General features: G+C 39.3%; 20 protein-coding genes. 11 read left to right on the top strand and 9 right to left on the bottom strand.

The features are described 5' to 3' along the window. The first annotated feature begins 22 nt into the window (after window positions 1-22). Window positions 23-1,831 (top strand): glycoside hydrolase family 15 protein, encoded by a 1,809-nt coding sequence (locus G0Q07_RS15130; protein ID WP_163347671.1) that lies wholly within the window; start codon window positions 23-25, stop codon window positions 1,829-1,831. Between the two features lie 32 nt (window positions 1,832-1,863). On the opposite strand, the gene G0Q07_RS15125 is transcribed toward G0Q07_RS15130, so the two are convergent. Beyond that, on the bottom strand, window positions 1,864-4,077 hold the full coding sequence (locus G0Q07_RS15125; protein ID WP_163347669.1) for a bifunctional alpha,alpha-trehalose-phosphate synthase (UDP-forming)/trehalose-phosphatase: 2,214 nt from the start codon (window positions 4,075-4,077) through the stop codon (window positions 1,864-1,866). A 147-nt stretch (window positions 4,078-4,224) separates the two neighbouring features. On the opposite strand from G0Q07_RS15125, the gene G0Q07_RS15120 reads away from it, so the two are divergent. From G0Q07_RS15120 to G0Q07_RS15110, 3 genes are read left to right on the top strand one after another with little or no spacing between them, the layout of a single operon-like run. Then, entirely contained in the window at window positions 4,225-4,998 is a 774-nt protein-coding gene (locus G0Q07_RS15120) for a beta-phosphoglucomutase family hydrolase (RefSeq protein WP_203532566.1), read from the top strand. A 15-nt stretch (window positions 4,999-5,013) separates the two neighbouring features. Continuing rightward, window positions 5,014-7,419 (top strand): glycoside hydrolase family 65 protein, encoded by a 2,406-nt coding sequence (locus tag G0Q07_RS15115; protein ID WP_163347666.1) that lies wholly within the window; start codon window positions 5,014-5,016, stop codon window positions 7,417-7,419. 17 nt (window positions 7,420-7,436) lie between these two features. Further along, window positions 7,437-8,102 (top strand): uridine kinase family protein, encoded by a 666-nt coding sequence (locus G0Q07_RS15110; protein WP_163347664.1) that lies wholly within the window; start codon window positions 7,437-7,439, stop codon window positions 8,100-8,102. A 150-nt stretch (window positions 8,103-8,252) separates the two neighbouring features. Here G0Q07_RS15110 and G0Q07_RS15105 read toward each other — a convergent pair whose 3' ends face one another. Then, entirely contained in the window at window positions 8,253-8,732 is a 480-nt protein-coding gene (locus tag G0Q07_RS15105; protein ID WP_163347662.1) for a MarR family winged helix-turn-helix transcriptional regulator, read from the bottom strand. Window positions 8,733-8,876: 144 nt separating this feature from the next. On the opposite strand from G0Q07_RS15105, the gene dinB reads away from it, so the two are divergent. Then, the gene (dinB, locus tag G0Q07_RS15100) at window positions 8,877-9,959 is read left to right on the top strand and encodes a DNA polymerase IV (protein ID WP_163347659.1); all 1,083 of its coding nucleotides are present in this window, start codon (window positions 8,877-8,879) and stop codon (window positions 9,957-9,959) included. A gap of 133 nt (window positions 9,960-10,092) precedes the next feature. Further along, a complete protein-coding gene (locus G0Q07_RS15095) occupies window positions 10,093-11,097 on the top strand; it encodes an alpha/beta hydrolase (RefSeq protein ID WP_163347651.1) in 1,005 nt (334 codons plus the stop codon). A 62-nt stretch (window positions 11,098-11,159) separates the two neighbouring features. On the opposite strand, the gene pgl is transcribed toward G0Q07_RS15095, so the two are convergent. From pgl to mutY, 7 genes are all read right to left on the bottom strand, one after another. Continuing rightward, on the bottom strand, window positions 11,160-11,891 hold the full coding sequence (pgl, locus tag G0Q07_RS15090; RefSeq protein WP_163347649.1) for a 6-phosphogluconolactonase: 732 nt from the start codon (window positions 11,889-11,891) through the stop codon (window positions 11,160-11,162). 47 nt (window positions 11,892-11,938) lie between these two features. After that, window positions 11,939-13,432 (bottom strand): glucose-6-phosphate dehydrogenase, encoded by a 1,494-nt coding sequence (gene zwf / locus G0Q07_RS15085; protein WP_163347647.1) that lies wholly within the window; start codon window positions 13,430-13,432, stop codon window positions 11,939-11,941. 9 nt (window positions 13,433-13,441) lie between these two features. Further along, the gene (locus G0Q07_RS15080; RefSeq protein WP_163347645.1) at window positions 13,442-14,077 is read right to left on the bottom strand and encodes a 4'-phosphopantetheinyl transferase family protein; all 636 of its coding nucleotides are present in this window, start codon (window positions 14,075-14,077) and stop codon (window positions 13,442-13,444) included. After that, a complete protein-coding gene (gene gldD / locus G0Q07_RS15075) occupies window positions 14,077-14,658 on the bottom strand; it encodes a gliding motility lipoprotein GldD (protein ID WP_163347643.1) in 582 nt (193 codons plus the stop codon). Before gldD ends, G0Q07_RS15080 begins: the two co-directional genes overlap by 1 nt. A gap of 22 nt (window positions 14,659-14,680) precedes the next feature. Beyond that, window positions 14,681-16,003: a gliding motility-associated protein GldE gene (gldE, locus tag G0Q07_RS15070; protein WP_163347641.1), complete on the bottom strand. Its 1,323-nt coding sequence runs from the start codon at window positions 16,001-16,003 to the stop codon at window positions 14,681-14,683. 15 nt (window positions 16,004-16,018) lie between these two features. After that, a complete protein-coding gene (locus G0Q07_RS15065) occupies window positions 16,019-16,468 on the bottom strand; it encodes a single-stranded DNA-binding protein (protein WP_163347639.1) in 450 nt (149 codons plus the stop codon). Window positions 16,469-16,531: 63 nt separating this feature from the next. Beyond that, window positions 16,532-17,584 carry an A/G-specific adenine glycosylase gene (mutY, locus tag G0Q07_RS15060; protein WP_163347637.1) on the bottom strand — a complete coding sequence of 351 codons (1,053 nt, stop codon included), beginning with the start codon at window positions 17,582-17,584 and terminating at the stop codon, window positions 16,532-16,534. A 137-nt stretch (window positions 17,585-17,721) separates the two neighbouring features. On the opposite strand from mutY, the gene G0Q07_RS15055 reads away from it, so the two are divergent. The 5 genes from G0Q07_RS15055 to G0Q07_RS15035 all read left to right on the top strand — a co-directional run bounded on the left by G0Q07_RS15055 (window position 17,722) and on the right by G0Q07_RS15035 (window position 23,479). Continuing rightward, window positions 17,722-18,009, top strand: a complete 288-nt coding sequence (locus G0Q07_RS15055) for an HU family DNA-binding protein (protein ID WP_163323374.1) — start codon at window positions 17,722-17,724, stop codon at window positions 18,007-18,009. Window positions 18,010-18,223: 214 nt separating this feature from the next. Then, window positions 18,224-19,774 (top strand): Rne/Rng family ribonuclease, encoded by a 1,551-nt coding sequence (locus G0Q07_RS15050; RefSeq protein WP_163347635.1) that lies wholly within the window; start codon window positions 18,224-18,226, stop codon window positions 19,772-19,774. 60 nt (window positions 19,775-19,834) lie between these two features. After that, on the top strand, window positions 19,835-20,914 hold the full coding sequence (locus G0Q07_RS15045; protein ID WP_163347632.1) for a helix-turn-helix domain-containing protein: 1,080 nt from the start codon (window positions 19,835-19,837) through the stop codon (window positions 20,912-20,914). Between the two features lie 162 nt (window positions 20,915-21,076). Further along, window positions 21,077-23,014: a protein-disulfide reductase DsbD family protein gene (locus G0Q07_RS15040; protein WP_163347630.1), complete on the top strand. Its 1,938-nt coding sequence runs from the start codon at window positions 21,077-21,079 to the stop codon at window positions 23,012-23,014. Window positions 23,015-23,026: 12 nt separating this feature from the next. Then, window positions 23,027-23,479, top strand: a complete 453-nt coding sequence (locus tag G0Q07_RS15035; protein ID WP_163347628.1) for a protein-disulfide reductase DsbD domain-containing protein — start codon at window positions 23,027-23,029, stop codon at window positions 23,477-23,479. Window positions 23,480-23,877 lie beyond the last annotated feature (398 nt).

The following is a 23,877-nucleotide window of genomic DNA, read 5'->3' as shown; positions in this document are numbered from 1 at the left end:
TAAATACATAAATTATTTTGAAATGGACAATTTAAATTATGCCGTTATAGGAAATTGTAAAACGGCAGCTTTGATTTCCGTGAAAGGTTCGATCGATTGGTTATGCATTCCTGATTTTAATTCGCCTTCGGTATTTGCAAAATTGCTTGATGATGAGATCGGGGGGAGTTTTGATATTGTTACCGATGAAAGCTACGAAATCACTCAACAGTATGTGAAAAATACCAATATTGTTTCAACTGTTTTTAGAAGTGGTGACAATAGTTTTGAAGTGTTGGATTTTATTCCTCGCTTCAAAAATACCGACAACACTTATCATATTCCTTCAGAAATAGTTCGGTATATTAGGTTTATTTCTGGTACCCCGGTTTTTACTGTCCGGTTTAATCCGAGATTGGATTATGCCAAGCAACCCACAAAAATTGTTGATGAAGGCGAATACATAAAAAGCTTTACAACCAAGGGCGATTACGACTCAATATACCTGTACAGCGATTTAAATTTCGAGGACATTATTGAGCAAAGGCAAATTCAACTAAAAGAAGATGCTTTTCTAATGCTTTCGTACGATGAAAAAATCCTGAATCAAACGCTCGAAAGGCAATATTTCAAATTACAAAAAACGGAGGTGTATTGGTTAGACTGGACCTATAACCTGACATCTTATGCCATGTATAATGAAGAAATAAAAAGAAGCGCTTTGGTGTTGAAACTTTTAAGTTACCAAAAAACCGGTGCTTTTTTAGCTGCTGTAACCACGTCGTTGCCTGAATCGCTTGGCGAAGAACGTAACTGGGATTACCGTTTCTGTTGGATTCGTGATGCTTCAATGGCCATTCATATAATGTCGAAGTTGGGGCATTTGAACACGGTAAAACGTTTCATGAAGTTTATTATAGATATCATTCCCGACAAGGATGAGAAAATACAGATCATGTACGGTATAAACCGCGAAAAACAGTTACAAGAAGAAGAGCTTGATCATTTAAAAGGCTATAAAAACTCAGCACCTGTTCGGATAGGAAACGCTGCGTATCTTCAAAAACAAAACGATATTTATGGTGTGTTGGTTGATGTAATCTATCAACAATTTATACGCTTCAAAATCACCCTGGAGACCAGCGAAGCTTTGTGGACTATAGTAAGAGGCATCGTGCGAATTGTAGAAAACAATTGGCACAAGCCCGATAAGGGAATCTGGGAAATACGGACAGAAGAAAAGCATTTCACATTTTCAAAAGTGTTGTGTTGGGTTGCTATCAACCGTGCTATTAAAATTGCAAAAGTCATTCACAAAAAAAAATACCTAAACGACTGGCAAAAACTAGCCGATACAATTAAAGACAACATCCTTGAGAATGCGTGGAATGAAGAGAGACAGGCGTTTACTCAGTCTTATGGTTCCAGTTATATGGATGCTGCAAACCTGTTAATGGCATCTTATGGATTTATTGATGCGAAAGACAAAAGATATATTGAAACAGTAAAACAAACAGAAAAAGAATTGTGCTATAACGGATTACTGTACCGTTATAAAAATGAAGATGATTTTGGGCTGCCAACATCTTCCTTCACCATTTGTACTTTTTGGTTTATCAATGCCTTAAATTCTATTGGTGAGCGCGATAAAGCCAAAAAGATGTTTGATCAGCTGTTGAAATATAGTAATCATGTAGGTTTATTTAGCGAAGATCTGGATTTTAAAACCAAGGAACTACTTGGTAATTTTCCGCAGGCTTATTCACATTTGGCTTTAATTGAAACGGCCATCAATCTTTCGGAAGGAGAATTAACCGAAAAAGAAGAAATTCTGGGATCGATTCTACATTAAAAGCATCAATCCCGGAATTATTTGCCATTTGCTTAACTCTCAAGGTGTTTCAATAAACTTCTAACACTTTTTACATCGTTTATGTAATAATGAGCTGCTGTGGTTTTTGTGCCTACTTTGATGGTATAAGCCGAATCGGGCATGGAATTAAATGTATATTCATCCGTCCAGTCGTCGCCAAGGGCGAGTATAAAATCAAAGTTTTCTTTCCCAAGTTTGTTTAATGCTGCCATCCCTTTATTGATGCCGGCATTTTTTATTTCAATTACCATATCACCGTCCATAATTTCAAGATTTAGGTTGGCGATGTAATTTTTCAGATCATCTTTCAGCTCCCAGGCTCTTTGTTGGCCCATGTCAGGGTCGGCATGCCGATAGTGCCACACTATCGAATAGTTTTTATATTCGATAAACGATCGTGGAGTACGATCTACAAAATTTTGCAATACCGGTTCAATAATGTCCATCCATTCTTTATCAATCTGGCTGCTCATGGTCCACTCCGATCCGGGATTCTTATTCCAAACTCCATGTTCGGCAATAAATGCCAGATTATCATAGTATTTCTTAAACCATTTTGATAAAGTTTCTTTATCGCGACCACTAATAACAACAATCGTATTATTTTTATTCGACGTCAGCTTCTCCATAATTCCATACAGTTCTTCGTCGGGCATGGCTTTTTGCGGGTCGTTATGAAATCCGGTCAATGTGCCATCGTAATCCAGGAAAATGATTCGCTTTTTGCTGCTTTTATATTTTTCAACCAACTTTTTAATAAATTGATTGGTAACTTTCCGGGTGTAATTCGATTCCTGCAGTTTCTTTACTCCTTCAAGGCTATTAATAAAATCGTTGGCCCACCGTTCCTCATTGTAGATTTTCAATCTTTTTTGCAGTGCCGAGTTACGTTCTACCTGCTCCGACTTGCTCATGTTTAAAGCTTGGTAAATGGCTTCAGCTACATCAACACGGCTATTCGGGTTTACGATAAGAGACTCTCCCAATTCTTTTGCTGCCCCTGCCATTTCGCTCAATATTAAAACGCCGGTTTTATCGTATCTGCTTGCCAGGTATTCTTTTGCAACCAAATTCATACCATCTCTGGTAGGCGTTATTAATGCAATATCGGCACTGGAATATAACTCCAGAGCTTCCATGCGGTCGGTGGTACGATAAAAATACCAGATAGGCATCCAGCTTATCGAGCCGTACATACCATTTATTCGGCCAACCAGCTCGTCCATTTGTTTTTTTAGTTCGCGGTAATCAAGCACATTTTCGCGCGATGGTCTCACAAATAAAAACAAGCTTACTTTTTCCTTATATTCCGGGTACTTGTTGAGGAATAATTCAAAAGCTTTTATCCTGTCCGGAATTCCTTTGGTGTAGTCCAGTCTGTCAATCGATAGTATAATTTTTCGCTCTTTGTCTCTTTTTAAAAACTCCTGCAGCTCCATTCTAATGTCAGAATGCTGAGCTTCTTTGTTGGTAGCCAATTCCTGAGCCGTGTTATTAAAGAATTCGAAATCAACACCTTTTGGAAAAGCATCAACTTTTACCACACGCTCATCAAGGCGAATACGGTTAAAAATGGTTTCGAGGCCGAGTAGCCGTCTAACACAACTCATGAAATGTCGCTGATAATCGTAGGTGTGAAACCCAACAAGATCGGCTTCCAGAATTCCTTCCAGTAACTCCATTCGCCACGGTAACAACCTGAAAACTTCAAACGATGGAAATGGGATGTGTTGAAAATAACCAATAGAAACATTGGGCATTTTCTCCCTTATTAGTTTTGGTAACAGCATTAAATGATAGTCGTGTACCCAAATAATATCGTCTTCGGTGATGTACTTTACAATTGCATCAGCATAAATTTGGTTCACTTCTTTGTACGATTCCCAGAAATCGGGATTATAACGTGATGTTTCGATAAAATAGTTAAAAACGGGCCAGATTGTATTGTCGCAAAAACCTTCAATAAATTCACTGTTTAATTGCCGATCCAGATAAATAGGTATGCAGTTTTCTGATCTGAATTTGTTGTCGATATATTGTTTCTCCGATTCGTTAATCTCATCGATGTTTATACCTGCACGGCCCACCCATTTTATGTCAAACGAACGGTAAAAATTACGCAATCCTGTATCAAATCTATCACCATACGGAATCAGCTCTTTGTCCCCGTTATTATCATTTACTACCAAAGGCAACCTGTTTGAAATCATGAATAAACGTTTCATTGTATCTTTTTTTTGAATTTGAGTTCGAATATTTTTGTTCAGAAACGAATATACCGTTTATTTTGCAACACTTCAAATAATCGAAGTTATTACAGATTACTATAAACACTAGTAACAATTTTTTGTTGTTACAGAATAAATAGCAAAATGAATAAAAATCTGAGTTTTGAAGCAGTAATTTTCGACATGGATGGGGTTATAACCAAAACCGCATTAACACATGCTGCCGCCTGGAAAAAAATGTTTGACGAGTACCTTCAAAAGCGGGTACAAGAACACGGCGAAAAATTTGTTGAATTCACTCATGAAGCGGATTATCTGCCTTACGTTGATGGAAAACCAAGATACAAAGGCGTTGCGTCTTTTCTGGAATCACGCGGCATCGATATCCCTTTTGGAGACGCTTCTGATACTCCTGATATGGAAACAGTTTGCGGATTAGGTAACCGAAAAAACATAGCGTTTAACGAAGTCCTGGAGAAAGAAGGCGCCGAAGTTTACCCATCAACAGAAGCATTAATCTATGAATTAAAATCGGCAGGAATTAAACTGGGAGTAGCATCGTCGAGCAAAAATTGTAAACCGGTATTGGAGCGTGTTAATTTGTTGGACGTTTTTGATGCCAGAGTTGACGGTGTAGTATCCGCTGAGCTCGGTTTGCACGGAAAACCCGAACCCGATATTTTTACTTCAGCTTGTGATATAGTTAATAAAGCATACAATAAATCGATTGTTGTTGAAGATGCAGTTTCTGGTGTTCAAGCCGGAATCAAAGGGAAGTTCGGATTAACCATTGGCATTGCCCGCGAAAACAATGTAAAAGAATTGAAGGAAGCAGGAGCTCATATTGTTGTTGAGGATATAGAGGAGATTAGTGGCATCGATGGTTTGAACAAAATATTTACCCAATTTAATAAATGAAAACCCAATAATTTTATGTCAGATAAACCGGAAACCTTTCACAGCTGGTCGCTGGAATACAGCGACTACGATGCTAAAAAAGAAAAATCGCGCGAATCACTTTTAACCATCGGAAACGGTTACCTCGGATCGCGTGGAGCAATGGAAGAAGCAAACGCTTCAGACACCAATTACCCGGGAACTTACATTGCAGGATTATACAATCGATCAACTTCAAAAATTGCCGATAAAGACATTGAAAATGAAGATTTTGTTAATGTCCCAAACTGGTTATACCTGAATTTTAAAATTAATGGCGGTGAGTGGTTCGATGTAAATAATTGTAAACTGATTTCAATAAATAGGAAACTCGATTTTTGCAGTGGTCAATTGCATAAATATTTGGTTGTGGAAGACGAAAAGGGCCGACAGACAGCCATAAGCAGCAAAAGATTTGCGAGCATGCACAATCCGCACCTTGTGGCAATGGACTATCGATTAAAACCTCTTAATTACTCCGCAAAAATCTCTTTTCAATCAGCACTCGATGGCCAAATTATTAATGACGGTGTAACACGTTACCGCGACCTCAACCAAAAGCATATCGAACCGGTTGACCAGAAGACAACAAAAAATGGTGGTTGGTTAAAAGTCCGCACTTCGCAATCGAAAATAGAAATAGCAGAAGCCGTAAAACATACCGTCAAAATCGAAGGAGAGAAGTTGGCTGAACTGAATTCAAGAACTGAGGAAGGAAAACTGATTACCGAATTTAACTGTGAACTTCGGCAGAATGAAGAAGTTAAAATTGAAAAAATAGTTTCGATTTATACATCGAAAAAAGACGATGTTGCAGACGCATTGCAGAGTAGTTTGGACACATTAGAGAGAGCCGGTTGTTATTCCGAGGTTTTGGATGAAAGTAAAGCCGCATGGAAAAAGCTCTGGCAAAAGATTGATATTGTAATCGAAGGCGATTCAAAATCGCAAATGCTGGTTCGTTTGCACCTGTTTCATCTTATGGTTGCCGCATCGCCCAACAACACAAATATTGATGCCAGTATTGCAGCGCGGGGGCTGCATGGCGAAGCTTACCGCGGACATATTTTTTGGGACGAATTGTATATTCTGCCACTCTACAACCTATTGTTGCCCAATGTGGCAAAGTCGGTTTTAATGTATCGTTATCGTCGACTGAATGAAGCACGTGCCAATGCCAAACAACACGGCTATTCAGGGGCCATGTTCCCGTGGCAAAGCGGAAGCGACGGTCGCGAAGAAACGCAGGTTATCCATTTAAATCCCGTATCAGGTGAGTGGGGCGATGATTACAGTTCGCTGCAGCGTCATGTTTCAATAGCCATAGCATACAACGTCTGGTATTATTTTCATGTTACCGGCGATACAGAGTTTATGAAGAAATACGGAGCAGAAATGTTCCTCGAGATTTGCAGATTTTGGGCCAGCAAAGCCAAAAAAGATACAAACAACCAGTACAGTATTGCCAATGTGATGGGACCCGATGAATTCCATGAAACCAATACAAATACAAAGGGTGGAGGACTAACAGATAATGCCTATACGAATATTATGGTGGCCTGGCTTTTCGAAAAGTCGCGCGAAATTCTGAATAAACTGCCAGAAGCTGCACAACAATCAGTTTTTACATCCATTAAATTCGAAGAAAAGGAACTTGATTATTGGAATACAATAGAAGAAAAACTGCATATTCCTGTGTCTGATAATGGCATAATCGAGCAGTTCGATGGTTATTTCAAACTAAAGGAATTGGATTGGGAAGCTTACCGAAAAAAGTATAACAATATTTATCGTCTCGACCGCATATTAAAAGCTGAAGGAAAATCGCCCGATGATTTTAAATTGGCTAAACAGGCCGACACACTAATGACTTTTTATACGATTGATGAGAAAGATGTGAAAAGTATCGTCGAGAAATCGGGCCGGCATTTGCCCGATGATTTTCTTAGTAAGAATTATGAATATTACCTGAAACGAACTTCGCACGGGTCAACCTTAAGTAGGGTAGTGCATGCCTATTTAGCCAATAAATGTGGAATAAAAGAAGATGGTGACCAACTTTATCTTGACGCATTACAAAGTGATTTCAGCGATATTCAGGGAGGTACAACAGCCGAAGGTATCCATGCCGGTGTGATGGGAGCTACGGTTTTAATGATCATGAAAACTTTTGCCGGAATTAATTTCAAAAAAGAAATTCTTGAAATCAATCCATCGCTGCCATCCAAATGGGAGAAACTAAAATTTAGCTTTTGGTTTAAACAAAATCAATACTTTGTTGATTTAACAAGAAACAAATTGGCAATTAGAGTAAAAAGTGAAATTTCTGACCAAATTCACTTTATTTTAATGGATAAAAAAATACTTTTGTACGCCAATAAAAAAGAAGTGTTTAACTATTAACAAAAAGGTTTTATCTGATGCTGGGGGATGTATTATTAATTCAGGACAAACACAAAGAAGCTGCGGAATCTATTAATGTTCGCCTTCAGGAAAAGCTGAGTGCGAAGAAAAAGGGGTACCGTTTTATTGTTGCAATATCAGGTGAATCGGGTGCAGGGAAATCTGAACTTTCTCATTCCCTGGCTTTACTGCTGAAAAAGGGAGGAGCTCGGGTGAAAATTTTACACACCGACAACTATTATAAAATTCCGCCTAATTTGAGAAATGATTGGCGCAAAGAAAAAGGTATTGGAAAGGTTGGAATTAAAGAGTATGATTGGACTTTACTAAAACGTAATATCAAAGAGTTTAAAGAAGGCCGTGAAGCGTTAATGCCTTGCGTTGATATTGTGTCGAAACAAATTGACAAACTTATTACAAATTTCAAAGATATTGACATTCTCGTTGTTGACGGGCTGTATGCGATTAAGATTAAGGAAGTTGATTTGCGAGTTTATATTGGTTTAACCTACCACGATACTAAAACAAAACGTGGTGGTCGTGGAAAAGAAGATGTCAATGATTTTAGGTTTCAGGTATTGGAAATGGAACACCAGAGTATGCTGGCCTTAAAACCAAAGGCAGATCTTCTAATCAATAAAGACTTTGAAGTTGTTGAGGCAGGAGAGGTTGAAGCTTCATAGTTTTAACGCTTAAAAACAAAGCATTAACTCCCGAAATAATTTGCCAGGATTACTCCTGTAGCCGGTTAAATCATGCAATTGGGAAATATATTTAGATCAGTTTTTTTATTCGGAGAATTCTCGTCCCGGTAATAATGGAACATAGAATTGCTATTGTTCGCCCAGGTCCGAATCGAGGGTGATTAATGGAGAGGCTTCTATTTTTTCGATATCGAGTATTTTAACCAGCGTATTCAAACCGGCTTCAACAATCTCAAATTCCTCATCGCTAAGTTGTAAAAGTTTTTCTGATAGTTGTTCATGAAGAAGCGAAGGCATAGCGCTTAATAGTTTATCGCCTGCCGAGGTGAGCGCAATATTTACAACGCGTTTATCGCCCGATTTGGGAAGTCGGGCAAGGTATCCTTTTTTCTCAAGGCGGTTTATTATGCCGCTAACTGTACTTGCATTCAGATTCAGAAATTTTCGTAATTCTCCCTGTGTTGTCTGATACGTATCCGATTCCCGCAGGAAGTTTAAACACAGAACCTGGGGAATACTTACGCCATGTTCTTTTTGAATTTTCTTTGATTCGATGTCTACTGAACGAACTATTTTCCGGATTTTAATTAAAATATCTCTTGTTTCCATTCTCTTCTCTTTGTCACAAAAATTTTTGCTAATATATTAAGAATTAATTAGAGGGGGTATTTCTCGGAGCGATGAATAAATTACTAAAGGTTCAATTAAATCCACAACTTCACTATTTTCGTAAAGTAGTAGGACTGACTTAAAATGCAGATAGCGAAACATCGTAAAATAATACATGTTGATATGGATGCCTTCTTTGCATCAGTAGAACAATTGGATCATCCCGAGCTGCGTGGAAAACCCATAGCAGTTGGAGGAACCAGCGATCGGGGTGTTGTTGCTGCTGCCAGTTACGAAGCCCGGAGATACGGGGTGCGCTCGGCTATGTCGTCGAAAGTGGCCAAACGAAAGTGTCCCGATCTAATTTTTGTAAAACATCGTTTCGATCGCTATAAGGAGATATCTTCACAAATCAGAAGTATTTTTTTAGCGTACACCGACTTAGTAGAACCGCTCTCACTCGATGAGGCTTACCTTGATGTTACGTATGCTAAAAAAGGCCTGCCCTCTGCAACATTAATCGCCAAAGAGATCCGGCAACAGATATTTGAAGATACCGGCTTAACTGCTTCGGCAGGAGTGTCGTATAATAAATTTCTGGCAAAAGTGGCTTCCGATGTTAATAAACCCAACGGAATGTTTGTGGTAACGCCCGCTAAGGCGCAGGATTTTATTGATCAGCTGGAGATCAGAAAATTTTTTGGAATTGGAAAAGTGACGGCCAAAAAGCTAAATGATATTGGTGTGCGATATGGTCGCGACCTGAAACTGATTGACAGACTGGAGCTCACCCGTATGTGTGGCAAAGCCGGTAATTATTATTACGGTATCTGCCGCGGAATTGATAACCGCGAGGTGCAGCCATCGCGCGAAAGAAAATCGGTAGGTGCGGAAAATACGTTTTCGAAAGATCTGTTTTTAGAGGAGGAGCTGAAAAAGGAACTACTGGTACTTGCCGAAAAAGTTTGGGAGAGGGCAGAACGGTCAGAAGTAAAAGCAAAAACGGTAACGCTAAAGTTTAAATATGCCGACTTTGAGCAACATACACGCAGTAAAACCATTGAGCCATACATTAATTCAAAGGAAAGTTTTATTTCCGAAAGCCTGAAATTGATGAAATCGGAAGGTGGGTTTCTAAAAGGAATTCGATTGCTCGGTCTTACGCTTTCCAATTTTTTATTTAAAAAGGAAGAAAATGAAGCAGTGCAACTGGTGATTGAATTTTAATAAGCAAACAAGAAAATTATATTTTGAACTACTAAATTTCCTCTAACTCTTGTATCTTTCCGCTAAAATAAAACCACCGCATGTCGATTGATAAAGTGTATTAAATTTCGTAATGTGGACATTCAATTTCAATATGAAAAGAATAAAGCGCTTTTTACTGATAGCCATAGTTTTAGTGATAATTGCTTACCTGTTAGGGCCAAAACCACCAAAACCCGAGTTGAATAAAGACCTGCCATCACTTTCGGCAAGTATTGCTAACATCGAGAGTTATATAGAAAAAAAAGAGGCTTCATTTTCTGTAAAACCGGATAATGAGTCGCGAATAGTTTGGGCTAATGATTCGATAAAGGAACGTACAAATTATTGCGTGTTGTATTTGCACGGATTTTCGGCGTCGTGGTACGAAGGCCACCCTGCACATGAACGTTTTGCCCAGCATTTAGGAGCCAATTTATACATACCACGTTTGCACAATCATGGATTGGTTACCGAAGATCCGTTGATTGATATGACACCAGATAAATTGTATGCTTCGGCAAAAGAAGCCATGATGGTGGCACGCACCCTGGGGCAGAAAGTAATAATAATGAGTACATCGACCGGTGGCACACTTGGATTAAAACTGGCAGCCGACTTCCCGGAATACATAGATGGTTTGATTCTTTATTCGCCAAACATTAAAGTAAATAACAGTAGCATGTTTTTGTTGTCGAAACCCTGGGGACTGCAAATTGCCCGGAATGTAATGGGTGGTAAATATCGTATTACTAACGATGATTTTGATTCGGTAGATTGCAAATACTGGAACTGTAAGTACAGGGTAGAGGCACTGGTATATTTACAACAGTTGGTTGAAGCTACAATGACTAGCGAGACTTTCAACCGGGTACATGTACCGGTATTTCTTGGCTACTACTATAAAGATGATGAGCATCAGGATCAGACAGTTAGCGTTGATGCGATGTTAGATATGTTTAATGAGCTGGGAACCGTACCAAATAAAAAAGTGAAAAAAGCATTTCCTGAAGCCGGCGACCACGTAATTGCCTGCGAGTTAACATCGGGTAGTGTGGAAGAGGTAATTGCCGAAACCATTCGTTTTGGCGAGGATGTTCTGAATTTAGAACGCAGATAACTGGATTATCGAGGATAAAATCAGTGAGAATCTGCAAAATCAGTGTCCTCAGCGTTCAATTTCTACTGAATCTGGGCCGCTGCCTCAACATCTAAAAACCAGGTTAAAGTACCGTTGGCTGGCGAAATATAGTACGCCGGCAGCAATTGTGCGGCGTCGTTATCATTCATAATTTCTGAAACACGCAATGCTTTATTTGACCCGGTTACCATGAAAAAAATCTGGTTAGCATTGTTAAGCACGTTACCTGTAATGGTAATACGTTTTTGCCCGGTAAGCGGATGAACGGCTACTGCACAGCTCTGTTTGTGTTCAAAAAGTTCCAACTGGTCGGGAAAAATTGAGGCGGTATGTCCATCGTCGCCAAGTCCAAGAATAATCAGGTCGAAAACCGGATCAACTCCTCGCGAGTTTAAGCATCGCTCCATTTCTTCAGAGTAGCGCAGTGCTTCCTGTATCGGATCTTCTTCGCCTTTTATTCGGTGGATATTATCTTTTGGTATTGAAATATTCGACAGCAGATAGTCAACCGTCATTTTGTAATTGCTTTGCTCGTCGGTTGGAGGTACACAGCGCTCGTCGCCCCACCACAAATGAATACGTTCCCATGGAATCCGATCGGCATATTTTTTACTGATCTTTTTGAAAAGCCCCTTTGGTGAATTCCCTCCGGACAGTGCAATATCGAAAACTTCCTGGTTTGAATTTTGTACCATTCGGATAATTTCCTTCGCAATGGCTTTGTAAACATTTTTCGGTTTCGAAAAGATTTTGACCTCTGTAAAAGTTTCCATGTCGGTTCGTTTATAGCTTATTCACAAATAGATGTACAATATGCAGATTAAAGTTCACAATACAAGCCATCGTTCGATAAATTTTTACACGGATAGCGCCAATCTCCGTTAGCGATTAATTTTGCAGAATCTTCCGGTCCCCAACTTCCGGCCGGATAACCGTAAATCGGAATTTCAGGATTGGTTTCCCATGCGTTAAGTATCGGCTGAACGAACTCCCAGGCAGCTTCAACGGCATCGCCGCGAGAATAGAGTGTTGGATCGCCTTGCATACAATCCAGTAACAGGCGTTCGTAAGCCGCCGGAACCTTTTTGTCGGCCAGATCAGAGTAATGGAAATCCATGTTTACGGTTTGTACTTTAAATCCGGCTCCCGGTGTTTTCATCCCAAATTTCAGCAAAATTCCTTCGTCGGGCTGAATACGGATAATAAGCTGGTTGTTACTATCCGAACTTGCATTGCCAAACAAATGGTGTGGTACTTTTCTGAAATGAATAACAATCTCGGTTACACGTGTAGGTAGTTTTTTCCCTGTGCGAATATAAAATGGCACGCCGGCCCAGCGCCAGTTATCAATAAAAATTTTTAGTGCTGCAAATGTTTCGGTTCGTGAAAACTTTTCCACACCAGGCTCTTCGCGGTAACCTGCTGCTTTTTTGCCTCCAATAGTTGAGGCCGTGTATTGGCCCCGAATTACGTAACGCGACACTTCATTTTCGTGAATCGGTCGTAAAGACTGAAATACTTTTAGTGTCTCATTTCTAATGGCATCGGCTTCTACAACAACGGGTGGTTCCATGGCAACAAACCCGGCCACCTGTAACAGGTGATTTTGCAGCATATCGCGCAATGCTCCGGAGCTATCGTAATATCCGCCGCGTCCTTCAACTCCCAAACTTTCAGCCGATGTGATTTCTACGCGTTTAATATAGCGGCGATTCCAGAGTGGCTCAAAAATTCCGTTTGAGAAGCGTGTTACAAGCATGTTCTGCACCGTTTCTTTGCCCAGGTAATGATCGATACGATAAATCTGTTCCTCTTCGAAATAATTGAGTAGCTGCTTGTTTAATTCTTTCGCCGACTTTAAATCAGTTCCAAAAGGTTTTTCAACAATCAATCGTCTGAAATTATTCTCTGATTTAGACAGGCCATTCAGGCAAAGCATTTTTGGAATTACCGGGTACAACGATGGGGGAGTTGACAAATAAAACACATAGTTAGTTGCAATGCCCAATGAGTCGGACAATTCTTTAAGCCGCTCCTTTAACGGGATAAAATCATCAACTTCCTTATTCTGAACCGGTTGATAAAATAGCAGCTTTTTAAATGCTTCCCGCTCCTGATTGTCAGGAATAAATTCATCGGCTCGTTTTCTGAATTCATCATCAGATAGTGCTGATCGCGAAGCGCCAAGTACGGCAAAATTTTCAGGTAACAGATTTTGCTTGAAAAGTTCGAAAAGTGCCGGAATTAATTTACGTTTTGTGAGATCTCCCGATGCACCGAATATAATGAGTATTTGATCGTCTGCTTTCTTCATGATTGAATTTTAGTGTTGAACGCAATAAACCAGAACATTGTTTTCAATTATTCGAAAAAATAAATCGTAGTAGAATTTTCCTGTAGCGTGGCTTAAACTCCCGTTAAAATGCGGTTGTGCCGAATAGTCGAACGAAGCGATGTTAATATGCTCGTTAAATTGAACACCTTGAATTCCGGAACATTTAAAAATAGCTTCTTTTGCCGACCAAAGTAATATTTTTAGTAATTGGGGATCATTACTTTTTTCAATAAAACTGATTTCTGAAGGATTGGCAAAACGCGTAACCACTTTATCTATGTTTCGGTCGAGTTGTTCAATATCGATTCCAATACTTTTTTCGGATAAAATTATTGCTGCCAGGTTGGCGGAATGCGTGATACTAATATTTAAGTTAGAATTGTTTAACGAAGGCTTTCCTGATTTTTCCTGGTAAATAATTTCAGGGCATTGGGGTAAAAGTGTTTGTAGTAACAATCGGCTGGCCAGAAATTCTTTACGACGCTTTTCGGCCTTGAAAGATTCTAAACGCCCGGTATCCGAAGGATTTAATTTGCAGATCTTTAATAAATCATCAGCTGTTTCTTTTAAATTCCATACCCCAATGGTGCCGTTTTGTATTGTTATTTTCTGAGTGAGCGGCATTAGTTCCAGCTTGTGGTTTCAATAATGTGTATAATATCGGGTTCTATAAAGTTAATTACCGGACTCAAGGAATCTATGTCGGGAACTTCGCGAATGTAAAAGGCGCCCCGTAAGAAATGGCGGGTGCTGTCGGTTAAAAAAAACTGCATGGGCGAAGCGGCATTTCCATCAATGGCGTAAATCGTTCCGTACACCTTTTTTGCAGGATTTAAAAATAAACGTTCGTCTATTGCATCTGCTTTTATCGAATGTTTATAGGCTAGTGTTCGCGTTTCTTCCATCAGTTCCATCAATAACTTCTTGTCGTCTTGTTTGCTGTTCAGGTCGTAATACGAAATGTGTATTTCCACTTTATTTTCGGGCACAGCAATGTTTATCCAGTAAGGTTCGTTCCGGTTTCTTGTGTCTTTTTCTATTTGTGCGTACTCCGGTATTTCAAAATCATAAGGAAAAGAGCGATTCAGTGGGGTGTAGCTTTTTTCGGGAAAGGCAATGCGGTAATAGCCTCGCGGCTTGGGGGTGTAGTCCTCTTTGCATCCCAATAAAAAAACAAGTAATAAAAGTATATACGCGAATCTCATTCCCTTAAATTTTTAGTCACATTTATTGATTAAGAACCACCTTTATTTGTTTAATACGACGGTTATCTGCCTCTTCAATAGTAAATGTGAAGGGCTTACATTTTACTTCTTCTTTTAACGAAGGAATCTCGCCTTTTATTTCAAGAATAAGACCGGCGAGTGTATCGGCATCACCTTTTACGTCGTCAAAAATGGTGTCGTCGCAATTTAGAACTTTGTAAAAATCACCTAGTAAAACCTTAGCATCGAAGATGTAAGAATTTTCCGACAATCTTGTAAAGAAGCTTTCCTCATCATCAAACTCATCAGTAATGTCGCCAACAATTTCCTCCAGAATATCTTCCAGCGATACAATGCCGGAGGTCCCTCCATACTCATCAACCACAATGGCAATGTGTACTTTGGCTTTCTGAAACTCTTCCAGAAGCGAGCTAATCTTTTTGGTGTCGGGAACATAAAATGGCGGTCGTATCAATGTTTGCCATTTAAACGATTTGTTTTTGTGACTGTGTTGAAGTATATCTTTTATATAAAGCAGCCCGCTTATTTCGTCGAATGAATCGGTATAAACAGGGATTCTTGAATACCCCGAGTCGTTTATAATCTCCAGTACTTCCTCAAAATTTGTTTTTATATCGATGGAAACAACATCAACGCGGGGAGTCATAATTTCTTCCACGCTTTTGTTTCCAAACTTAACAATCCCCTCCAGAATATCTTTTTCGTCTGAAAGCTCTTGATCTGATGTTAATTCAAGTGCCTGCGAAATTTCATCCATCGAGATGTTCTTTTTGTGTTTCATTAGCCGGCGGTTTACAAACCCAGTGGAATAGATTAGGATGGCATTCACAGGACGGAATATTTTCTCTAAAGTTTGTAGTGGCAAGGCCATAAAACGGGCAAATTGCAATGCAAAGTGGGTGGCATAAACTTTTGGAAAGATCTCGCCAAAAAGCAAGAGGAAAAAAGTGATGAGCACAACCTGAAATAGGAACTGTAAGGTTGGCGAATTCTCAAACGAGATTAAATTATTAAAAATAAAGGCGGTTAGAATAACAATGCCAATGTTTACAAAGTTATTCGTCACCAAAATTGTAGCCAATAATTTTTCCGGACTCTTCAGGTTGTGTAATACGCGCTCGTTGTTTTTGCCCTTCTTTCTTAATTTTTGTTTTTCACTGGCCGATAACGAAAAATAAGCTACTTCTGAGCCACTTATCAATGCCGAGGTAAATAGTAAAAACAATACAATTACTATTGAAACTATAATTTCAGGACTGATAGGGTGTAGTTGAATTTGCCAGGAGCCGATAGCGGCTAAACTTAAAAGCGGTTCTGTATCCAAGTTTTAAAGTTTTGGTTAGAAAGGAAGATCTTCGTCTCCCTCCGGTTCTTCAATATCAGGTTCGGAAACCTGCGGAGTGGATTTAGAGCCAGAGTTTTGGGTGGCTCCCCCTTGTTCTGATGAACCCTGGTTGTCAGCACGGGTGCCGAGCATTGTCATCTGATCGCCATAAATCTCAGTAATGTAGCGTTTGTTGCCGTCTTTGTCGTCGTACGAGCGGGTTCTTATTCTTCCCTCTATATACAACTGACGTCCTTTGGTTACGTATTTTTCAGCCACTTCTGCTAATCCTCTCCACAATACAATATTGTGCCACTCGGTAGTGGTAACGCGTTCACCACTTTTTGAATTATAACTTTCTGATGTTGCCAAAGGGAAGTTAGCTACTGCAACACCCGAATCAAGGTGACGTACTTCAGGGTCTTTTCCTACGTTTCCAACAAGAATTACTTTATTTACTGACATAATTTTAAATTTATATGGTTAACATTTTCAGATATTTACTATTCTGTAATTATTCATCGGTTTTTATTCTAGTCCCAATCCGGCCTCATGTAAAAACTGTTCTACCAGTCGGGATACAGCAAATTTAGAAATATCTTTTTTATTTACCCGAATTAGAGGCAACGGATTATTAAAATTGGGTTGAACTTCAAGGTATATCAATTTTGCGTGAATGATTTGGTGGCTCAAAATGTGTTTTTTCTGCCCACTTATATATTTAATATTAACCTCCGGATACTTAATTGGTGGATCAGACTTTAATAATTCGGAATCAGAAAGTGCTTTCTCGCGTTCAAGCAATGGTAGCTGATACAAATTTTGCCAGATGTCGTTGCCCAATCTTTTATCCAGAAGAATTGAATCGCCCATATCATATAAATAATAGTAAAAATAGCGATGTCGCTGTTTGGTCTTCTTTTCTTTTACCGGAAGATGGGTAACAAGTCGGTTTTTAAAGGCAAAACAGGAATCTACAAGCGGACAATTCGAGCATTGCGGCGACTTCGGTACGCACTGCAGAGCCCCGAATTCCATAAGCGACTGGTTATGCATACCGGGATTTTGCCCCCGAATCAGTTCCCCGGCCAGCTCCTGAAATTCTTTTTTGCCTTTTGAGGAGTCAATCGGAGTCTGAATTCCATAATACCTCGATAGTACCCTATATATATTACCATCCACTGCCGGGTAGGGCAAATTAAAAGCGATGGACGCAACAGCAGCAGCTGTGTATGGTCCAACCCCTTTTAAAGCCAAAATGCTTTTGTAATCGTTTGGGAATATTCCGTTGTATTGCGCGTCTATAATCTTTGCCGTAGCGTGAAGATTACGTGCGCGGGAATAGTAACCCAGTCCTTGCCAGAGTTTTAGCACCTCGTCTTCGTGCGCATTAGCCAAATGATTTACCGTAGGATAGTTCTTTACAAAGCGGTTAAAGTAATTTTTGCCTTGCTCAACCCGCGTTTGCTGGAGAATTATTTCCGAGAGCCAAATCTTATATGGATCGCGGTCTTTTCGCCACGGTAAATCCCGCCTATTTATATTGTACCATTTGTAAATGTTCGTCAGAAAATTGTCCATTTTATGCTAACTGTTTAAAAATCTTACAGAAAAACAAAAATAATTTAATTGAAATGCTTTCCGGTTTTATATTATTTTTTATTTTTGCATCCTCGATTAAAAACGATTAATATATTGAAAATTAAATATTTTAAGAGATGACTAAGGCAGATATTGTAAATGAAATTTCGAAAGAAACGGGAATTGAAAAGGTAACTGTTCAGAAAACAGTTGAAGCTTTTATGGAAACCGTAAAAGATTCATTGGTTGATGGAAAAAATGTTTACTTAAGAGGTTTTGGTAGTTTTGTTGTTAAGAAAAGAGCAGAAAAAACTGCCCGTAATATTTCTAAAAATACAACCATTATCATTCCTGCACACAATATTCCTTCGTTTAAACCAGCGAAAACATTTGTATCAGAAGTTAAAAATCAAGTAAAACAATAGAGTTATGCCAAGCGGTAAAAAAAGAAAGAGACACAAGATGGCCACTCATAAGCGCAAAAAAAGATTGCGTAAAAACAGGCACAAAAAGAAAAAATAAGATTTTATTGATTTAATTTCTTATAGTTAATGATTAAACCTAAAGCATAATTATGCTTTAGGTTTAATCTGTTATAACGATTAGTATTAACCAAAAGAAGTAGATGATTAAAAGGTTGTGAGTAGCGATTTAATAATTGATGTAACTCCATCCGAAATTGTTATTGCCTTACAGGAAAAGAAGAAGCTTGCAGAACTATCCAGAGAAAGAAGCGGGGCAAAATTCGCTGTCGGAGATATCTATCTCGGCAAAGTAAAGAAAACTATGCCCAGTTTAAACGCTGCTTTTATCGATGTAGGCTACAGCAAAGATGCTTTTTTACATTACCTCGACATGGGGCCACAATTCGCAACGCTAAATAAATTCCTGCGAATTGCCTCATCAAGAAAAAACAGAATTTCTTCCATCTCGCGGATTCATTCAGAACCCGACATTAACAAAGAAGGTAAAGTAAACGAGCTATTAAAAGTTGGTCAGAAAATATTGGTTCAGGTTGCAAAAGAGCCAATAAATACAAAAGGCCCGCGGTTAACATCAGAGATCTCCATTGCAGGAAGGAATTTGGTTTTAATGCCGTTTAGCGACAAAATTTCAGTGTCGCAAAAAATCAGATCAACCGAAGAAAAGAACAGGTTGAAAAAACTGATCCAAAGCATTAAACCGCGCAAATATGGAGTAATAATCCGCACTGTAGCTGAAGGTAAAAAAGTAGCAGAACTTGATAAAGAGCTTCGACGTTTGGTAGAAAAGTGGGAAACTTCTTTTCAAAAGCTTCGCAGGGCACAGGCTCCATCGCTAATTATTGGCGAAATAGACCGAACAACAGCCCTGCTGCGCGATATTTATCATCCCGACTTCAACAGCATTATTGTAAACGACCAATCGGTAGCGTCAGAAATTGCCGATTACATAGGTAGCATTCAGGCCGACAAGAAAAAGATAGTTAAACACTACAAAGGACGTCAGCCAATTTTCGAACATTACGGCATTGATAAACAAATAAAAGCCTCGTTCGGAAAAACAGTATCATTTAAAGATGGTGCCTATTTAATCGTAGAACACACCGAAGCGTTTCATGTTATTGATGTAAACAGCGGGAATCGCGCAAGAGCCGGAAACGACCAGGAAAAAAATGCTCTGGAAGTAAACCTGGCTGCCTGCGACGAAATAGCAAGACAATTACGGTTGCGAGACATGGGAGGAATCATAGTAATTGATTTCATCGACATGCATGTCGCGGCTAATCGCCAGAAAGTGAATGATCACATGAAAGCGATTATGGCCGACGACCGGACCAAGCATAACATTCTTCCGCTGAGTAAGTTTTGCCTGATGCAAATTACCAGGCAAAGAGTACGCATGGAAGAAAAGGTTGAGACTGCCGAGAGCTGTCCGACCTGTAAAGGAAGTGGAAATGTTGTGCCTACTGTTTTATTTGCCGACGAAATTGACGGTAAAGTGAACTACGCGCTAAAGGAACTGAACAAGAAGAAACTGAATCTGAAAGTTCATCCTTATACAGCTGCTTATCTTACAAAAGGTTGGAAAAGTCCACAAAACAAGTGGTTCTTTAAAAACCTGAAATGGGTAAACGTAGAAGCTGTAAATTCATATTCCTATCTGGAATATCATTTTTTTGACGAGAATGAGGAAGAAATTATTTTATAAAGGAAAGCCGTTCAATATTGAACGGCTTTTTTTATTTTCGCAGTAAGCAAAATAATTCTGATGTTATTGAAAAAACTGTGCTATATAGTTTCTCTCCTTTTTATTGTTAGTTCTTCGTCTGCACTCGAAATAAAAGGTACTATCAATTTGTCCGAGCGGTGGCAGCCAAAGGTATTTCTGGCTTTGCTAAATTCTCCAGATGACATTTTTGTTGCATCACCCGATTTTATTATTGCCGAAACATTTATTAACCCCGATGGTAGTTTTGAGATCAACACACAATCTGTTCCTGACGACGAACGCTTTTACCGGCTGTACCTTGTACAGGGCGATAATGCATCGGTAGAGTTTAGCGCAACTCAAAACAAAAATTATTTTCATTTGCTTTTGGACAGGCAGTCGGAAATTATATTAACGGCAACTACTCAAAACAACTCGCTTGAAGTAATGGAGTTGAGAGGTAGTGAAGCCAGTAAAGCGATTTTTGATTTTGGGGAGAAATTCGCGGAGCAGAGAGGTGAATTGAGTCGTGAATTGCCAAAAGCAAAAAGTACTTTCTTGTCTCAAGAGCTCGAAAACTTCATCCATACCATTGTTGCCGGTGCTGAAAATCCGTATGTTGGGCTTTATGCACTGTACCACATTGATGATAAAGAAACCGATTTTTTAAGAAACAGTGATTTTTATTTTAATTTTCAGAAGAGGCTGGAAGACGAACTTCCGGTTACTCCTTATACTGAAGCCTATTCTGAATTGTTGGATGAACTGATTGGGTTTCGAGAATTCGTGTGTGAAATGCCTGGTGTGCAGCCCAAATGGAAAGATTGGTTAATGCTTGTTGAAGCCCTTATTATTTTAGTGCTCATTCTCTTTCTGATCAGTCTGTCCCGTAAATTTAATAAAATGCGTAGCCGGGAAAATGTTACTACAAACAATCTGAAACCTGTTTACGATGGATTAACTTTAAAACAACAGGAAATATTAAGCCTTTTAGCCGCTGGAAGAAGCAATAAAGAAATTGCACAGGAACTTTTTGTAGAATTAAGTACTGTTAAAACCCATATTAACAATATATACAGGCAGTTAAATGTGTCAACGCGTAAAGATGCTGTCGATTTTTATCATTCCATTAAAAAGTAAATACAGGGGGTCTAGACCCTATTTCAATCCCTGTACATACTTCTTTTGTAAAACAGTTTAGGGTATTTAGTTGTTTTCATCATAAATTTGTATCAATCGTAAAAATACGGTTAACACATTTGAAAAAATAGATCAAAGTTTATTTAATAAAACCAAAAAGGAATGAAACGCATACTGTTTACTGTCTTCTTACTTACTGCCGCTTTGCTGGCTTCATCACAAATTGTTGAACCGGTAAAATGGAATTTTTCGCAAAACAAAATTTCGGATAACGAGTTTGAACTGGTTTTTACAGCTACAATTGACGAAGGCTGGCACATGTATTCAACCGATTTGCCGGAAGGTGGACCTATTAAAACCAGCTTCTATTTTGAAGATCTTAAAAATACCGAATTGTTGGGAGAACCAACCGCGAATAAAGTGGCAGTGGAAAAGTTTGACCAATCCTTTCAAATGGATTTGAAATGGTTCGAGGATGAAGTTTCGTTTACCCAGAAAGTTAAAACTAATGGAACCGGCGCTGTAAGCGGATACATTGAGTTTATGAGTTGCGACGACGAAATGTGTACGCCTCCCATTCAGGCTGAATTTTCTTTTGAATTGGACGGTGACAGCCAACTCGTCACGGAAACAGCAGATTCAAACACAACAGATAATAGTGATACAAGAAATTATTGGAGTATTTTCTTTTTGGCTTTCTTGGGAGGATTGGCAGCCCTATTAACGCCTTGTGTTTTCCCGATGATACCAATGACGGTAAGCTTTTTTACCAAACAAAGTAAAACAAAAGCCATCGGTATTCGCAACGGACTATGGTACGGACTATCTATCATTCTTATTTATGTGATATTGGGTACGGTTGTTACCGCAGTGTTTGGTGCAGAAAGTTTAAACAGTCTTTCTACCAATCCGTGGTTTAACCTGTTTTTTGCTTTGCTGCTTTTTGTATTTGCTTTCTCGTTTATGGGAGCTTTCGAGATTGTACTGCCCAGCAGTTGGGTAAATGCAGTAGATAAGAAGGCTGACAAAGGCGGATTGCTGGGAATTTTCTTTATGGCTTTTGCTCTTGCACTGGTTTCATTCTCGTGTACCGGGCCAATTGTAGGTGCATTAATTGTTGAAGCAGCCCGTAGCGGTGGAATGGCGCCGGTAATTGGTATGCTGGGATTTTCTCTGGCACTGGCCATTCCTTTTGCCTTGTTTGCCGCGTTCCCGGGATGGTTAAATTCGTTACCCAAATCGGGCGGATGGCTGAATTCAGTTAAAGTTGTGTTAGGATTTCTGGAATTTGCATTTGCCTTTAAGTTCTTATCCATTGCCGACATGGTGCTTGATTTGCATATTCTTGAACGCGAAGTTTATATCGCCATATGGATTGCCATTTTTATGGGGCTGGCGCTGTATCTCTGGGGAAAAATTAAGTTGCCGCACGATTCGCCAATGAATCATTTGCCGGTCTCACGATTTATTACCGGAACAATGGTATTTGCCTTTGTAATTTATATGATCCCCGGTTTATGGGGAGCACCGGTAAAACTGATAAGTGGGTTCCCGCCTCCGGTTGATTATGCCGAATCTCCACTTGGTGTGGGCCGTACGATGCCTGCCGGAGCTTATGCTTCAGGTAATTCGTCTGGTGAAATGACTTCGGGTATGCACATCGGGCCGCACGGAATTCCATTATTTGACGATTACTACGACGCTTTAGCGCACGCCCGTGAAACCGGAAAACCTTTGTTGATAGATTTTACGGGTAAAGGATGTACAAATTGCCGGAAAATGGAGGATAACGTGTGGGTGAATCAACAAGTAAAACGAATGTTCATTGAAGATTTTGTGGTGGTTTCGCTGTATGTTGATTTGAAAACTAAATTACCGGAAGAAGAACAATATGTTTCCGAAACAACCGGAAGAAAAGTAAGGTCAATCGGAAATAAATGGACGGATTTCCAGATTTCGAGATACAACAGAAATACGCAGCCTTATTATGTGATAGTAGATAACAATGAAAAAGAATTGGTTGAAGGTTACGGATACGATCCTGATGCTGATGATTTTATTGAGTGGCTGAATAGCGGATTAGAAGAATTTAAAAATTAAAAATACGGACTGATGAAGAAGCTAGTTTTCGCACTGGGATTTATTGCTCTTGCAGCATTGGCTCAGGCACAATTGATGGAACCCGTAAAATGGGATATTGAAATAAAGCCGTTGAAAGGTGGTAACCAATACGAGATTGTTGCTACTGCAAATATCGATATGGGTTTTAAACTATATGGTGTAAATATGGAGGATGGTGGCCCGGTAAAAACGTCGTTTAATTTCGAGACGCTGGAAAATTGTAAAGATTTTGGAAAAGCTGTGGAGGTTACGCCTTCAAAAAAGATGCAAGACAAAATCTTCGATATGGAAGTAACTTATTTTAAAGACAAGGCGGTTATTTCGCACAAAGTGTGGGTGACAGAAAAGCCTGCAAAAGTTACGGGCTATATCCAATGGATGAGTTGCAATGATGAAATGTGCACGCCTCCAACCGATGAAGAATTTGAGTTTGTGATCGAGTAAGCCAATTGTTTTAGAGAGTGAGCTTTAGGCGAAACTCTGAAATTACAATTGTTTAGGCCGATAGTAAAACTCATCGGTATAATCGTTAACTGTTCAGATATTTTTAAAATAAAAACTGCACTAAGGCTGGAAGCGAAAGTTTCCGGTCTTTTTTCTGAAAGTCCAATAAAAATTAATGGTAAAATCTGCTTTAAAATTTAAAAACTCACACTGATTCTGCCTTCGACACAATCGTCCCTCCCTAAGAGTAGCTACCCTTTATGCTTAACTATTTTACGCTCAATCTCTGAAAAAAGGTTTCTATGTAAGGCGCATGGCAGGCTTCATTTTCAATCAGTTTTCGCATTTGCGCCTTTTTTAAAACTTTTCAATAACCCGGGTGATACTTTCCGCCATCC

Origin of the sequence: Draconibacterium halophilum (assembly GCF_010448835.1) — a bacterium.
In the GTDB taxonomy this organism is placed as follows: Bacteria; Bacteroidota; Bacteroidia; order Bacteroidales; family Prolixibacteraceae; genus Draconibacterium; species Draconibacterium halophilum.
Note: the sequence above shows the minus strand (reverse complement) of the source record. Positions and strands in the feature narration are given on the sequence as shown.

What these genes read in the sequence shown, in the direction of transcription:
- zwf (WP_163347647.1), bottom strand. Translation starts at nt 13,432, where the DNA reads ATGAAGAAAGCAGACGATCAAATACTCATTATATTCGGTGCATCGGGA.
- G0Q07_RS15125 (WP_163347669.1), bottom strand. Translation starts at nt 4,077, where the DNA reads ATGAAACGTTTATTCATGATTTCAAACAGGTTGCCTTTGGTAGTAAAT.
- G0Q07_RS15110 (WP_163347664.1), top strand. Translation starts at nt 7,437, where the DNA reads ATGCTGGGGGATGTATTATTAATTCAGGACAAACACAAAGAAGCTGCG.
- G0Q07_RS15055 (WP_163323374.1), top strand. Translation starts at nt 17,722, where the DNA reads ATGACTAAGGCAGATATTGTAAATGAAATTTCGAAAGAAACGGGAATT.
- G0Q07_RS15105 (WP_163347662.1), bottom strand. Translation starts at nt 8,732, where the DNA reads ATGGAAACAAGAGATATTTTAATTAAAATCCGGAAAATAGTTCGTTCA.
- G0Q07_RS15040 (WP_163347630.1), top strand. Translation starts at nt 21,077, where the DNA reads ATGAAACGCATACTGTTTACTGTCTTCTTACTTACTGCCGCTTTGCTG.
- G0Q07_RS15080 (WP_163347645.1), bottom strand. Translation starts at nt 14,077, where the DNA reads ATGCCGCTCACTCAGAAAATAACAATACAAAACGGCACCATTGGGGTA.
- gldD (WP_163347643.1), bottom strand. Translation starts at nt 14,658, where the DNA reads ATGAGATTCGCGTATATACTTTTATTACTTGTTTTTTTATTGGGATGC.
- G0Q07_RS15045 (WP_163347632.1), top strand. Translation starts at nt 19,835, where the DNA reads ATGTTATTGAAAAAACTGTGCTATATAGTTTCTCTCCTTTTTATTGTT.
- G0Q07_RS15115 (WP_163347666.1), top strand. Translation starts at nt 5,014, where the DNA reads ATGTCAGATAAACCGGAAACCTTTCACAGCTGGTCGCTGGAATACAGC.
- G0Q07_RS15065 (WP_163347639.1), bottom strand. Translation starts at nt 16,468, where the DNA reads ATGTCAGTAAATAAAGTAATTCTTGTTGGAAACGTAGGAAAAGACCCT.
- G0Q07_RS15130 (WP_163347671.1), top strand. Translation starts at nt 23, where the DNA reads ATGGACAATTTAAATTATGCCGTTATAGGAAATTGTAAAACGGCAGCT.
- G0Q07_RS15120 (WP_203532566.1), top strand. Translation starts at nt 4,225, where the DNA reads ATGAATAAAAATCTGAGTTTTGAAGCAGTAATTTTCGACATGGATGGG.
- G0Q07_RS15035 (WP_163347628.1), top strand. Translation starts at nt 23,027, where the DNA reads ATGAAGAAGCTAGTTTTCGCACTGGGATTTATTGCTCTTGCAGCATTG.
- dinB (WP_163347659.1), top strand. Translation starts at nt 8,877, where the DNA reads ATGCAGATAGCGAAACATCGTAAAATAATACATGTTGATATGGATGCC.
- pgl (WP_163347649.1), bottom strand. Translation starts at nt 11,891, where the DNA reads ATGGAAACTTTTACAGAGGTCAAAATCTTTTCGAAACCGAAAAATGTT.
- mutY (WP_163347637.1), bottom strand. Translation starts at nt 17,584, where the DNA reads ATGGACAATTTTCTGACGAACATTTACAAATGGTACAATATAAATAGG.
- G0Q07_RS15095 (WP_163347651.1), top strand. Translation starts at nt 10,093, where the DNA reads ATGAAAAGAATAAAGCGCTTTTTACTGATAGCCATAGTTTTAGTGATA.